Source organism: Gottfriedia acidiceleris (assembly GCF_023115465.1).
GTDB lineage: Bacteria > Bacillota > Bacilli > Bacillales > Bacillaceae_G > Gottfriedia > Gottfriedia acidiceleris_B.
In genome coordinates this window covers 4662875-4676566 of record NZ_CP096034.1, presented here as the reverse complement: position 1 = coordinate 4676566, position 13692 = coordinate 4662875, and the positions used below count along the sequence as shown (strand labels likewise).

Annotated in this window: 12 protein-coding genes and 4 tRNA genes; all 16 read left to right on the top strand. The window is 34.3% G+C overall.

Features of this window, described 5'->3' with window-relative positions:
* On the top strand, window positions 1-486 hold the full coding sequence (gene ssb / locus MY490_RS21950) for a single-stranded DNA-binding protein (RefSeq protein ID WP_025568959.1): 486 nt from the start codon (window positions 1-3) through the stop codon (window positions 484-486).
* A gap of 80 nt (window positions 487-566) precedes the next feature.
* Window positions 567-800 (top strand): 30S ribosomal protein S18, encoded by a 234-nt coding sequence (gene rpsR / locus MY490_RS21945; protein ID WP_025568960.1) that lies wholly within the window; start codon window positions 567-569, stop codon window positions 798-800.
* 132 nt (window positions 801-932) lie between these two features.
* Window positions 933-1859 (top strand): YybS family protein, encoded by a 927-nt coding sequence (locus MY490_RS21940; RefSeq protein ID WP_248267522.1) that lies wholly within the window; start codon window positions 933-935, stop codon window positions 1857-1859.
* A gap of 92 nt (window positions 1860-1951) precedes the next feature.
* On the top strand, window positions 1952-3928 hold the full coding sequence (locus tag MY490_RS21935) for a DHH family phosphoesterase (protein ID WP_248267521.1): 1977 nt from the start codon (window positions 1952-1954) through the stop codon (window positions 3926-3928).
* Entirely contained in the window at window positions 3925-4368 is a 444-nt protein-coding gene (gene rplI / locus MY490_RS21930) for a 50S ribosomal protein L9 (protein ID WP_114344961.1), read from the top strand. Before MY490_RS21935 ends, rplI begins: the two co-directional genes overlap by 4 nt.
* Before the next feature lie 26 nt (window positions 4369-4394).
* Window positions 4395-5750 (top strand): replicative DNA helicase, encoded by a 1356-nt coding sequence (gene dnaB, locus MY490_RS21925; RefSeq protein ID WP_088012662.1) that lies wholly within the window; start codon window positions 4395-4397, stop codon window positions 5748-5750.
* A gap of 275 nt (window positions 5751-6025) precedes the next feature.
* Window positions 6026-7315, top strand: a complete 1290-nt coding sequence (locus MY490_RS21920; protein WP_248267520.1) for an adenylosuccinate synthase — start codon at window positions 6026-6028, stop codon at window positions 7313-7315.
* A gap of 171 nt (window positions 7316-7486) precedes the next feature.
* Window positions 7487-7559, top strand: a tRNA-Lys gene (locus tag MY490_RS21915).
* A gap of 19 nt (window positions 7560-7578) precedes the next feature.
* Window positions 7579-7650 (top strand) — tRNA-Glu (locus MY490_RS21910).
* Between the two features lie 23 nt (window positions 7651-7673).
* Window positions 7674-7749 (top strand) — tRNA-Asp (locus MY490_RS21905).
* 6 nt (window positions 7750-7755) lie between these two features.
* Window positions 7756-7828, top strand: a tRNA-Phe gene (locus tag MY490_RS21900).
* 349 nt (window positions 7829-8177) lie between these two features.
* Window positions 8178-8882: a response regulator YycF gene (gene yycF, locus MY490_RS21895; protein WP_088012660.1), complete on the top strand. Its 705-nt coding sequence runs from the start codon at window positions 8178-8180 to the stop codon at window positions 8880-8882.
* Window positions 8882-10717, top strand: a complete 1836-nt coding sequence (gene walK, locus MY490_RS21890; RefSeq protein ID WP_248267519.1) for a cell wall metabolism sensor histidine kinase WalK — start codon at window positions 8882-8884, stop codon at window positions 10715-10717. Before yycF ends, walK begins: the two co-directional genes overlap by 1 nt.
* Window positions 10714-12066 carry a YycH family regulatory protein gene (locus MY490_RS21885; protein WP_248267518.1) on the top strand — a complete coding sequence of 451 codons (1353 nt, stop codon included), beginning with the start codon at window positions 10714-10716 and terminating at the stop codon, window positions 12064-12066. The genes walK and MY490_RS21885 overlap by 4 nt, the downstream gene beginning before the upstream one ends.
* Window positions 12053-12850: a two-component system regulatory protein YycI gene (locus MY490_RS21880; RefSeq protein WP_248267517.1), complete on the top strand. Its 798-nt coding sequence runs from the start codon at window positions 12053-12055 to the stop codon at window positions 12848-12850. Before MY490_RS21885 ends, MY490_RS21880 begins: the two co-directional genes overlap by 14 nt.
* Window positions 12851-12852: 2 nt before the next feature.
* Window positions 12853-13647 carry an MBL fold metallo-hydrolase gene (locus MY490_RS21875; protein WP_248267516.1) on the top strand — a complete coding sequence of 265 codons (795 nt, stop codon included), beginning with the start codon at window positions 12853-12855 and terminating at the stop codon, window positions 13645-13647.
* Window positions 13648-13692: the final 45 nt, after the last annotated feature.

Genomic DNA, 13692 nt, shown 5'->3' with positions numbered 1-13692 from the left:
ATGATCAATCGTGTAGTACTTGTAGGTCGCTTAACAAAGGATCCGGACTTACGTTATACGCCAAGTGGGGTTGCCGTAGCAACATTTACTCTAGCGGTGAATCGTACCTACTCAAATCAGCAAGGTGAAAGAGAAGCAGATTTTATTAACTGCGTTATCTGGAGAAAGCCTGCTGAAAACGTAGCAAACTTCTTGAAAAAAGGAAGCTTAGCTGGCGTTGAGGGTCGTATTCAAACTAGAAGTTTTGATGGTCAAGATGGTAAGAGAGTATATGTAACTGAAGTTGTAGCCGACTCTGTTCAATTCTTAGAACCAAGAAATGCATCAGGTAACCAAGGTGGTTCATTCGGTATGAATCAACAAAATCAAGGTTTTAACGCTGGAAATCCTTTCGAAGCACCATCTCAAAAGCCTAGCTTTAATGATGATCCATTTGGTGGGACAAGCAAAACGATTGATATTACTGATGACGATCTTCCTTTCTAATTATAAAAACAGTGTAATGTTGAACGGTTAGCATTACTAAAAAACTAACTTTTAAGTAGAGGAGGGAAATAACAATGGCAATGGGTGGACGCAAAGGTGGACGCGCTAAACGTCGTAAAGTTTGTTACTTTACTTCAAATGGCATCACTACAATTGACTTCAAAGATACTGAGTTATTAAAACGTTTCGTTTCTGAGCGTGGTAAAATTTTACCTCGTCGTGTAACTGGTACTTCTGCGAAATACCAACGTAAATTAACGATCGCAATCAAACGCGCTCGTCAAATGGCTTTATTACCATACGTGGCTGAATAAGCTAAGTAATAAAAAGTACAGCATTCTCGTGCTGTACTTTTTTTGTATTTATGAAAAAATAAGTTTTATGGTAAAATAAGAAATAGTATGCTTATCGTGAAATAAGTAGGGGTAGTTGAAAGGAGCTTTATTTTGAAATCGACTCGATTTATTACCGAGGGTGCAGTACTATTAGCTATTTACTCAGTTTTACTGTTAATATTTAGATTTGTACCGTTTCTCTCAATATTTATGGCATTCCTTATGCCACTGCCGTTTATTATTGTAAGTATTAAATACTCAATTAAAGAATCACTTTTACTTTGCTGTTTTGCGCTGGGATTAACGATTGTGATTACTTCATTTAATTTACTTCCAGTTACTTTAATGTACTCAACAGTTGGTATAGCATTTGGGTATCTATTGAAAAATGAGCGAAGTAAAGGCGAAATATTACTTACTAGTACTTTCTTATATTTGATACATACAGTACTATCGTACATACTATTCAAAGCTGTTTTTCATATTGATTTTGTTAAAGAGAATATAGACTTGGCAACGGAAGCTATAGAAAAAAGTAAGGAACTTAGTGCTAGTCTTAGTACAAACACCAATGAAAAGGCTTTAGATAGTCTTACAAATGCTATTAAACTAATCCCTACATTAATTCCTTCATTACTGTTAATGGTTAGTTTTATACTTGCTTTTTTAACTCAACTAGTAACTTTTCCATTAATAAGAAGATTAGGTTATAAAACACCAAAATTTAAGCCATTTAGAGAGTTTAGACTCCCAGTAGGATTCATGTGGTTCTTTTTAATTGTAATGATTTTTTCGTTCTTCAATTTGAAACAAAGTAGCTTCATTAGTACAGCAGTAATTAACTTAACTTATGTACTTCAAATATTACTGCTCGTTCAAGGTTATGCATCGATATTTTATTTTAGTTATATAAAACATTTTTCTAAAGCGGTACCAATTATTCTATTGATCGCAAGTTTTATCATTCAACCATTAATTTATATTGTTTTACTAATTGGAATCGTCTCAATTGGAATATTTAATAGAAGAAAAATTTAAACTTAAAAACATATTTGATACTAATTTGTTGTGGAAAAGTGAATAAACTTTAATATGTAAGTTAGATTTTATTTGGCTTAGGGGTTGAACATATGCAAGATTTTCATAAGAAACAGATGTTTCTTATACCCGTCTATCTTTTAACTGCTCTTTCAGTGTTTCTGATCGGAACTGTGGTCTATATTCAACCTAAAATAGGGATAATTTTTATCATTATCTTTTTATGCGTTATTTTTCTAGTTGTAAAGTTAGAAATTAAGTATCGCTACGTTTTAGATATGTATATAGAATCAGTTATGTCGAGAGTGAAAAATTTAAGTAACGAAGCAATAACAGAAATGCCAATTGGAGTATTACTTTATGATAGAGAGTACCATATCGAATGGGGCAATCAATATATTTTAAATATTTTAGATGATCGTTCACTAATTGGTAAACACATATATGATCTATCTGAAGGATTAATGGCTTTAATTTCGAAAAAAGAGAAAAAAGAAGATGTATTGAATATAAGTAAAAGAACATATCGGGTAGTCATTAAAAGAGAAGAGCGATATATTTACTTATTTGATGTGACAGAACAAGCACAATTAGAGAAGTTATACGAAGATCAAAGAACAGTAATCGGAATTATTTTACTAGATAATTACGATGAAATGACACAGGGATTAGATGATCAAGAGCGTTCTAGTGTAAATGGTGCAGTAACAACGATGTTAAATAGTTGGGCTAATAGCCATGGTATTTTCTTAAAACGCGTTTCATCCGATCGATATAGTGTAGTTTTAAATGAAGGAATTCTGGCAGCATTAGAAAATAATAAATTCTCTATATTAGACCAAGTAAGGGAAGAAACTACAAAACGTAATTTACCTCTTACGCTAAGCGTCGGTGTCGGAGTAGGCAGTTTAAATTTAACCGAACTTGGTCAACTAGCGCAATCTGGTTTAGATTTAGCACTAGGGCGCGGGGGAGATCAAGTAACTGTTAAGAACATTAACGGTAAAGTAAAGTTTTTCGGTGGAAAAACAAACCCTGTGGAAAAGAGGACGAGGGTTAGAGCGAGAGTAATCTCGCATGCTTTAAGAGATTTAATGAAGAGTAGTACCAATGTTATGATAATGGGTCATAAGTTACCTGACATGGATGCTCTTGGTTCAGCAGTTGGTATTTTAAAAATGGTAATGCATAATGAAGTGGATGGTTATGTAGTAATTAACAAAGATGAAGTAGATAAAAGTGTTAATCGTTTGATGAGGGAAATGTCTAAAAATGAACAATTTATGTCTTGTTTTATTACACCCGAAAAAGCAAAAGAACTTATTTCTGATGATACACTAATAATCGTAGTAGATACTCATAGACCAACAATGGTTGAAGAAGAATCACTTTTAAATGAGACAGATAAAATTGTTGTTATAGACCATCATCGAAGAGGAGAGGACTTCATTAAGGATGCAATTCTCGTATATATGGAGCCGTACGCTTCTTCTACTGCAGAATTAGTAACTGAGTTGTTAGAATACCAACCTAAGAAAATCAAATTAAGCATGCTTGAGGCAACAGCCTTACTTGCAGGTATTATTGTTGATACAAAGAGTTTTACTTTCCGAACAGGAGCACGAACTTTTGACGCAGCGTCATACTTGCGTTCGAATGGCGCAGATACAATCCTCGTTCAAAATTTACTAAAACAAGATATGAATGAATATATTCGCAAAGCAGAACTAATAGAGGAAGCCTATATGTATAAAGAGGGCTTTGCGATTAGCTTTGGAAAAGACAATGTAAACTATGATCAAGTTTTAATCGCCAAGGCTGCAGATACATTATTGACGATGACTGATGTCATTGCATCTTTTATTATTGCGAAAAGGTCAGATAATGTTGTTAGCATTAGCAGTCGTTCATTAGGAAATATAAATGTTCAATTAATAATGGAAGAGCTTGGCGGTGGAGGTCATTTAACAAATGCTGCTGCTCAAATTGAATCTTCTTCAATCAGAGAAGTTGAACAACATTTATTGAGAATAATCGATGAATATATTGAAGGGAGAACAAACAAATGAAAGTAATTTTCTTAAAAGATGTAAAAGGAAAAGGTAAAAAAGGAGAAACTAAAAATATCGCAGATGGCTATGCAAGCTTCTTAATCAAAAATGGAGATGCTATAGAAGCTACTGCAGGTAATATGAAAACGCTAGAAGCGAAAAAAAATAAAGAATTAAAAGATGCGCAAATCGAATTAGAAAATTGTAAAAAGCTTAAAGAAACAATTGAAACTTTAACAGTAGAACTAAAAGCTAAATCAGGTGAGGGCGGTCGTCTTTTCGGATCAATCACAAGCAAGCAAATTGCTGATGAACTTCAAAAAGTACATGGTATTAAACTAGATAAGCGTAAATTCGAAATGAATGATGCGATTAGAGCACTAGGTGTAACAAATATTAAAGTGAAATTGCATCCTGAAGTAAGTGCAACTTTAAAAGTACACGTTAAAGAACAATAAGAAAACAAGCATCTGGAGGACTAGAAATGAGTGATTTGCTAAATGATCGTACTCCACCACAGAATATAGAAGCTGAACAGGCTGTATTAGGAGCCATACTGTTAGACTCTGAGGCGCTAATATCAACTTCAGAACGGCTTTTACCAGATGACTTTTATCGAGCTGCCCATCAAAAAATATTTGAAGCAATGCTTAAGATTGCTTCAAGGAATGAGCCTCTAGACGTTATCACGCTAACTTCTGAACTAGCTAATCAAGGAGTTTTAGAAGAAGTAGGAGGAGTATCATACTTAAATGATTTGCTCGCTTCAGTACCAACGGCATCTAACGTTGAATATTATGCAAAGAGCGTTGAAGAGAAATCTACTTTAAGAAGATTAATAAGAACCGCTACAAATATTGTAACGGAGAGCTATGCGCCAGATATTCCAGTAGATGTTGTACTAAACGAGGCTGAAAAAAGTATTCTAAAAGTAGCTCAACGCACAAACGTTTCTGGTTTTCAAAGTATTAAAGATGTAGTATTTACTACATTTAGTAAAATTGAGACCTTGTTCAATCAACGTGGCGAAATCACCGGTGTACCAACAGGGTTTACTGATTTGGATCGTATGACAGCGGGATTTCAGCCAAATGACTTAATTATTGTAGCTGCCCGTCCTTCAGTAGGTAAAACAGCATTTGCATTGAATATCGCACAAAATGTAGCGACTAAAACAGATGAAAACGTAGCAATTTTCAGTCTCGAGATGGGAGCGGATCAGCTTGTAATGCGTATGCTTTGTGCGGAAGGGAATATTAATGCACAGGCTTTGCGTACAGGTAATCTCGAACAAGAGGACTGGAATAAGCTTACGATGGCTGCTAGTAGCCTAGCTGGTACAGGCATATATATCGATGACACACCTGGTATTAGAGTTAATGACATACGAGCTAAGTGTAGAAGGCTGAAGCAAGAGCATGGCTTAGGAATGATCCTAATTGATTATCTGCAGCTTATTCAAGGTAACGGCAAAAGCGGAGAAAATCGTCAGCAAGAAGTATCTGAAATTTCACGATCACTTAAAGGACTAGCGAGGGAATTGAAAGTACCTCTAATAGCCTTATCTCAGCTATCGCGAAGCGTTGAGTCAAGACAGGATAAACGTCCAATGATGTCTGATATCCGTGAATCAGGAAGTATTGAGCAAGATGCGGATATAGTTGCGTTCTTATACCGAGATGATTACTATGATAAAGAATCAGAGAATAAAAATATTATTGAAATCATTATTGCTAAACAAAGGAATGGTCCAGTAGGTACTGTATCATTAGCTTTCGTAAAAGAATATAACAAGTTCGTAAACTTAGAACGAAGGTTTGATGAAGCACCAGGTGCTTAAAAATAGTTTCGAATCAGACAGTCGCATATCTGTTCAATCGTCTGATCGCTACTACTTGGGATGCCATCTAATAAATAATCACATAGTGAATCTATGTGATTATTTTTTTTTGTTAGGGCAAACTATTTTTATCAAATTCTTTAGTTTGTATTTACGAACAAATAAAACTTAGAACAGAATTATTCAAAGAGATTTATTGACAAATTCCGTAAGTTTGATATACTAGTTTTGGTTTTAGTTCGGAAATAGCGTATTTTAATCGGAGGTGCAGTACATTGTCATCAGTAGTAGTAGTTGGTTCTCAATGGGGAGACGAAGGAAAAGGAAAAATTACTGACTTTTTATCACAACAGGCAGAAGTAGTTGCTAGATATCAAGGTGGTAACAATGCAGGTCATACAATCGTATTTAATGGTGAAAAGTACAAACTTCACTTAATTCCATCAGGTATTTTCTTCTCAGATAAAATTTGTGTTATTGGAAATGGTATGGTTGTAGATCCTAAAGCTTTAGTACAAGAGCTAGCATACCTACATGATAAAGGTGTTTCAACTGACAACTTACGTATTAGTAACCGTGCTCATGTTATCTTACCTTATCATTTAAAACAAGATGAGTTAGAAGAAGAGCGTAAAGGTGATAATAAAATTGGTACTACTAAAAAAGGTATTGGACCAGCTTATATGGACAAAGCTGCTCGTGTAGGAATCCGTATGGCAGACCTTTTAGATAAAGAAGAGTTTTACGAAAAATTAAAACGTAATCTTGAAGAGAAAAATAATCTATTTGAAAAAATGTATGATTCAAATACATTAAGTATCGAAGAGATTTTTGAAGAATATTATGAGTTCGGACAACAAATTAAAAAATATGTGTGTGATACTTCTGTTGTATTAAATGATGCAATTGATGGTGGAAAGCGCGTATTATTTGAAGGCGCACAAGGTGTAATGCTAGATATCGACCAAGGTACATACCCATTCGTTACTTCTTCTAACCCAGTTGCAGGTGGAGTAACAATTGGATCTGGTGTTGGTCCGACAAAAATTAATCACGTTGTTGGTGTATGTAAAGCTTACACTACTCGTGTTGGTGAAGGTGCATTCCCAACTGAGCTTTTCGACGAAATTGGAAATACAATTCGTGAAGTAGGTCGTGAGTACGGTACAACTACTGGAAGACCAAGACGTGTAGGTTGGTTTGATAGTGTAGTTGTTCGCCACGCTCGTCGCGTTAGTGGTATTACTGATTTATCACTTAACTCAATTGACGTATTAACAGGTCTAGAGACTGTAAAAATTTGCGTTGCTTATAAATTCCGTGGAGAAATAATTACTGAGTTCCCTGCTAGCTTAAAACAACTTGCAGAATGTGAGCCAGTTTATGAAGAACTTCCAGGTTGGACAGAAGATATTACAGGAGTAAAAACGCTTAATGAACTACCAGTTAATGCAAGACATTATGTAGAACGTGTGTCTCAATTAGTAGGTATTCCGTTATCTGTATTCTCAGTTGGTCCAGACCGTAACCAAACGAATATCGTACGTAACGTTTACGGAGCTTAATCTAATAAAAAGCCCTTAAATAAAATTTTAGGGGCTTTTGTTATTTTTTTAAAAAAACTATTGCAAAATTATTAGAAAGTATGATAAGATAAATCTTGTCGTCATAACTAGTACATAGTTTATGAATGCTAAATAAAATTTTTAAACTTTTAAGTAATATATTCTAATTGTGAGCCATTAGCTCAGTAGGTAGAGCATCTGACTTTTAATCAGAGGGTCGAAGGTTCGAATCCTTCATGGCTCATCTTTTCTTAAATTAATGTGGCCCGTTGGTCAAGCGGTTAAGACACCGCCCTTTCACGGCGGTAACACGGGTTCGAGTCCCGTACGGGTCATCCTTTTTTTATAAAATTATATTGGTCCCGTGGTGTAGCGGTTAACATGCCTGCCTGTCACGCAGGAGATCGCCGGTTCGATCCCGGTCGGGACCGCCATATAATGGCTCGGTAGCTCAGTCGGTAGAGCAGAGGACTGAAAATCCTCGTGTCGGCGGTTCGATTCCGTCCCGAGCCATCATAAAAACTACTGTATATACAGTAGTTTTTTATTTTATATTGACCTTATCGAAAGAGATTTCTAGTTTGAATAAAACAGTTCGATTTTACAAAAAAACCTACTTAATTTAAAATAGAAGTAAGTGGAGTAGACCTCTAGCAACAGGCTAGAGGTTTTTTTCAAAAATTTAGTGTTTATATATAAAATGAATAACACGTAAGATCGTAGTCGTATTATATTTAGAGAGATAGTCCACAAAACGAAATTACTAAGATAAGTTTATTTGTTGCCTAATTTAATATTAAATTGCAAAAGATATGTATAGAATTGATGGTAACAAAAACTGACTAGAAAAGGAGTGCGGGGAATGAATAAAAAAATATTAATAGTCGATGATGAAAAACCAATTGCTGATATATTGAAGTTTAATTTAGAAAAAGAAGGTTTTGAAATTGTTTGCGCGTATGATGGAGAGGAAGCATTACAAAAAGTAGATGAGTTTCTTCCTGATTTAGTTTTATTAGATATTATGTTACCAATTAGAGACGGTTTAGAAGTTTGTAGAGAAATTAGAAAGAACCATGAAATGCCGATCATTATGATTACAGCAAAGGATTCAGAATTAGATAAAGTACTAGGTTTAGAAATGGGAGCAGATGACTACGTAACAAAACCATTTAGTACTCGTGAGTTGCTTGCCAGAGTAAAAGCAAATTTACGCAGACACCAAACAGGAACTACATCTGAAAAAGAGGAGTCAGTTGAAGTTATTATTGGCTCGCTCGTTATTAATCCAAATGCCTATATCGTAACAAAACGTGGCGAGAAGATTGAATTAACTCACCGCGAATTTGAATTACTATATTACTTAGCGAAGCATATCGGACAGGTTATGACGAGAGAACATTTACTTCAAACTGTTTGGGGTTACGATTACTTTGGAGATGTACGAACTGTCGATGTAACAATTCGAAGACTTCGTGAAAAAATTGAGGACAATCCAAGTTATCCACTTTTCATTGTAACAAGAAGAGGAGTAGGATATTACCTGCGTGATCCGGAGCAAGATTAATGGCAGGTTATAATAAAGTTGGTTTATTTAAATCAATTGTCTTTAAATTTGTACTTGTTTATATTTTACTCATCTTGGTAGCTATGCAAATTATTAGCGTTTATTTTTCAAGAGAGCTTGAAAAGCAGCTCGTAAACAGTTTTACAGTTGCGATAAACGAACGTGCTAAGCTACTGGCTTATAATATAAAAATAGAGTACGAAAAAAAGAAAACTCTGGACGACCCAGAAGTAAAAGCTAATATCCAAAAAATAGTTTCTGACTTCGGAAAGAATATTGGAATATCAGATGTAAGAGTTATTAACCAAAATAGTGAAGTTATTGCTACTTCAGATTCTAGTAATCGATCTATTGTAGGTAAAAGGACTACTGATATTTTAGTAAAAAGAGCTCTTCTAGTAGGTACTAGAACTGAGAAAGTGTTAATTGACCCTAAAAATGGTCATCGAATGAAAACAATTGTTACCCCTGTAATGGAAGGTGACGAAATTGTTTCAGCCATTTACACGAGTGCTTCAATGGAAAGCACTTATGAAAGAATGGAATTAATTAACCGTATTTTTTCAACTGGTACACTTATAGCAGTCGCGATTACATCCATTTTAGGGATATTATTGGCTAAAGCCATTACGAAGCCAATCTCGGAAATAAGAAGACAGGCCCAAGAAATGGCGAAAGGAAACTTCTCTCGCAAATTAAAGGCCTATAGTGAAGATGAGATTGGTGAATTAACGATATCATTTAATAATCTATCACGTAATTTACAGCAAGCCAGAGCTTCAACGGATGGAGAAAGAAGAAAGCTTCAATCAGTACTAGAGCATATGTCAGATGGGGTTATCGCAACTGACCGTAGAGGGAAAATTATTCTCTTAAACGATCCAGCTGAAACGATGCTTAATGTTTCACGTGAAACAGTATTAAATAAATCAATCTTAGAGGTATTGGGAATAGAAAAGATTAATACTTTAGATGATTTATACGATGAGCCAGATTCAATTATGTTAGATTATAGCGAGAATAAGAGACCAATGATTCTACGAGCAAGCTTTTCAACTATACAAAAAGAGTCTGGCAAAGTTAATGGTCTAATTGCGGTACTCTATGATGTAACTGAACAAGAAAAAATAGAGCAAGAACGTAGAGAGTTTGTCGCAAATGTTTCGCATGAATTAAGAACGCCGTTAACAACAATGAGAAGCTATCTAGAAGCATTATCAGATGGAGCTTGGGAGAATAAAGAAATTGCACCTAAGTTTTTACAAGTAACTCAAGATGAAACAGAGCGAATGATTAGGTTAGTAAATGACTTATTACAATTATCTAAGTTAGATAGTACAGAATATCGTTTAATGAAAGATTGGGTTAACTTTACAGAGTTATTTAATCGTATAATTGATCGACATGAAATGAGTAAGTCTCAAGAAGTATCGTTCAAACGCGAATTCATAAGTAAGACAAGATTTGTATTTATAGATGAAGATAAAATTACACAAGTGTTAGATAATATTATTTCAAATGCACTAAAGTATTCCCCAGAGGGTGGGACTGTAACTTATCGTATTAAGGAGTCTAGAGATCAAATATTAGTTAGTATTACTGACGAAGGTATGGGAATTCCAAAAGAAAATCTATCAAAGATATTTGATCGTTTCTATCGTGTAGATAAAGCTAGATCGAGACAAGTTGGAGGAACTGGCCTAGGGCTTGCTTTGGCAAAAGAAATGATTTATGCGCACGATGGTCATATATGGGCTAAAAGTGAAGAAGGAAAGGGTACAACAGTCTATTTCACACTTCCAGTGGCTGATGACCAAGAGGATGAGTGGGAATGAGAAGAGAATATATAAAATCAGTTATATTAACTACTCTTGTTATAGTAAGCTTAGTACTTTCATATAGCTTATGGTCATATCAACCAACATATGATGTACTTCAGAATCAAGACTATGTCCAAAAAGTTTCGATTGGTGCAAAGAGAGACTTTAAGGATATAGTCATTCCGAATTTATTAGTTGTTCATGAATCAAATAAAAATTATGAAACAACTAAACAGAGTAATATATCACCGATTTATAGATCATTGCAGAAATCCGAAATCACGAATTTTGAAAACCTGACAAATAAAACGTCTGAAGTTGCCTATCAATCAATTACAAAAGGAAAAAATAAATTAGAAATTATTTTTCCAACTGTAGTACCAGTAGAGACATTAGGTAAAGTTCTTAATCTTGATGCAAAACGATTACAAAATGTTTTATTTGACCGAATAATCATCAATTTATCATCTAAACAGGATTCTTCAGCAAGGATCTATTTTTCAAATGAAGCACAGAAAATTCTCTATGGAGCAACCTTTGATAACTCTTCAATTATTGCTTCAGTTGACAAGATTAGAGATAATTACGAAAGCTTTACTGAAAGCTTAAGATATAAGTTAGATTCAGGTAAGATAATTTATTTACCTAAAAAACCAATCAAATTAACTACGATGGAGTTTCTTACAACGGATATAGATGTTGATAAATTAAAAGATGCAATATTTAGTGATCCTTCAAATGTCCGTAAAGAAAGTACTGATTCAGGAGATACATTCACAGACGGTACTAGATTAATGTCAGTTTCACCATTAAATCGTTCGATTTCATTTGTTAACCCGACAACACCTGAAAACAATAATAATCAGAGTCCTAATTTATTAGTCCAAAGAAGTGTTGATTTTATTAATGCTCATGGTGGTTGGACTGATGGATATATTTTGTCGGGTGTTAAACCTGAGAATAATGAAGTTTCATTTAGACTTTTTGTAAATAATTTACCTGTATATAATAATTCAACAATCACGACGAGTTGGGGAGTAGATGATATAGAAACCTTTAAACGTCCATTGTATAAATTTAGAATTCAGGTGGATAAGAAGGAAAGTGAAATGGAGTTAATGGCTGGTCCTCAAATTATGGAGATTATATCTAATAATAAGTCTATTAATAAATCCCTAATTAAGGATATTAGCTTAGGGTACGAGACGATATTTGATGAAGATAAATCAACAATCAATCAGCCGTACTATAATAGAGCTATCCAGTTAAAACCTGTTTGGATTATAAATTACGATGACACATATAAGAAGATTGATCAAGATTTGCTAAGTAGAACTGGGGTGAATATTGTTGGATTGGAGTAGGATCAAAACAATATTTATTTTAACTTTCTTAGTATTAGATTTATTTTTAGCGATTCAATATTATCAAAAGCGAAGTAGCGACCAGTTTGATACGATGGCAGAATCGAGTATTGAGGAGCAATTAAAGGAAAATGATATCACATATGTGACATTACCTAAAAATTCTTTAAAGGAATCTTATATATCGGGTAATAGCAAGGATTTCTCAAAGAAAACTATTGCTGATCGAAAAGGACAGAATATACAAATCTTCAAAGATGTATTACAGAGTCAATTGAAAAAACCAGTTCCAATTGCAGAGACAAATAAAATACTCTTCTTAGAAAACTTTGTGAAGGAGTATGTTTGGAATGGTGGTAACTATCGTTATTGTCAAATAGATCCAACGTCAAAAACGATTTACTTCTGTCAAACCTACAAAGATCGCTTAATTTATAACATCGAAAGCTCAGTAGTTGAAATAAAGTATAACGATAATAATGAGATTTACGGGTATCGCCAAAGATATTTAGAAAACTTAAAAGAAATGATCGATAAAAAGAATGTTCAAGAAGCTTTACCGGCAATTAAAGCCATTGAAAATCTATTTGTGAAAGATGAATTAAAACCGAGTGATCGAATTACAAAAGTTGATTTTGGCTATTATACTGTAATCCCGTTATCGAATGGAGTTAAATTCATAGCACCAGCGTGGCATATAGTTGTCAATGAACAGCAAGATTACTTTGTCAATGCCATTGAGGGGCAAATAATTAAGATAGATAAAGAACAATGGAGTGAATAGCGATGAGTCTGCATTTTAGTGTACTTGCAAGTGGAAGTACCGGAAATGCGTTATACGTTGGGACGGAGAAAACTAAGCTTTTAGTTGATACAGGACTAAGCGGTAAAGCGATGGAGTCTTTATTTAAAGAAATCAACAGGGATATAAAAGAAGTTTCCGGCATTCTAGTCACGCATGAGCATAGTGATCATATTAAAGGACTTGGAGTTCTTGCCAGAAGATATCAAATCCCAATATACGCTAATGAAAAAACATGGAAAGCAATGAACCATTTAATTGGAGAAATTCCAACAGAGCAAAAGTTCATTTTTAACATGGAAACGACGATCCAGTTTGGGGATATTGAAGTTGAATCATTTGGTGTATCACATGATGCTGCTGAACCAATGTTTTACGTATTTCATCATAACAAGAAAAAATTTGTTACAATTACCGATACAGGCTATGTAAGTGACCGAATGAAGGGGATCATTTCTAACGCAGATATGTACATTTTTGAAAGTAACCATGATGTCGAAATGCTACGCATGGGTAGATATCCATGGAGCATTAAACGTCGTATTTTAAGCGATGTTGGTCACGTATCAAATGAGGATGCTGCACTTGCCATGTCAGATGTAATAGGAGATAAAACAAAACGTATTTATCTTGCTCATTTAAGCCAAGATAATAATATGAAAGAGCTTGCCAGAATGTCTGTTACACAAACATTAGAGGGAAAAGGATTTGAAGTTGGGATGCAATTTGATATTCATGATACGGACCCTCAAAAACCAACAGATATAGTGTATGTATAAAACAAAGCACATACTTAAGGGGAGAGTTTACTCGCTCCCCTTTTT

What these genes read in the sequence shown, in the direction of transcription:
- ssb (WP_025568959.1), top strand. Translation starts at nt 1, where the DNA reads ATGATCAATCGTGTAGTACTTGTAGGTCGCTTAACAAAGGATCCGGAC.
- rpsR (WP_025568960.1), top strand. Translation starts at nt 567, where the DNA reads ATGGGTGGACGCAAAGGTGGACGCGCTAAACGTCGTAAAGTTTGTTAC.
- MY490_RS21935 (WP_248267521.1), top strand. Translation starts at nt 1,952, where the DNA reads ATGCAAGATTTTCATAAGAAACAGATGTTTCTTATACCCGTCTATCTT.
- rplI (WP_114344961.1), top strand. Translation starts at nt 3,925, where the DNA reads ATGAAAGTAATTTTCTTAAAAGATGTAAAAGGAAAAGGTAAAAAAGGA.
- dnaB (WP_088012662.1), top strand. Translation starts at nt 4,395, where the DNA reads ATGAGTGATTTGCTAAATGATCGTACTCCACCACAGAATATAGAAGCT.
- yycF (WP_088012660.1), top strand. Translation starts at nt 8,178, where the DNA reads ATGAATAAAAAAATATTAATAGTCGATGATGAAAAACCAATTGCTGAT.
- walK (WP_248267519.1), top strand. Translation starts at nt 8,882, where the DNA reads ATGGCAGGTTATAATAAAGTTGGTTTATTTAAATCAATTGTCTTTAAA.
- MY490_RS21885 (WP_248267518.1), top strand. Translation starts at nt 10,714, where the DNA reads ATGAGAAGAGAATATATAAAATCAGTTATATTAACTACTCTTGTTATA.
- MY490_RS21875 (WP_248267516.1), top strand. Translation starts at nt 12,853, where the DNA reads ATGAGTCTGCATTTTAGTGTACTTGCAAGTGGAAGTACCGGAAATGCG.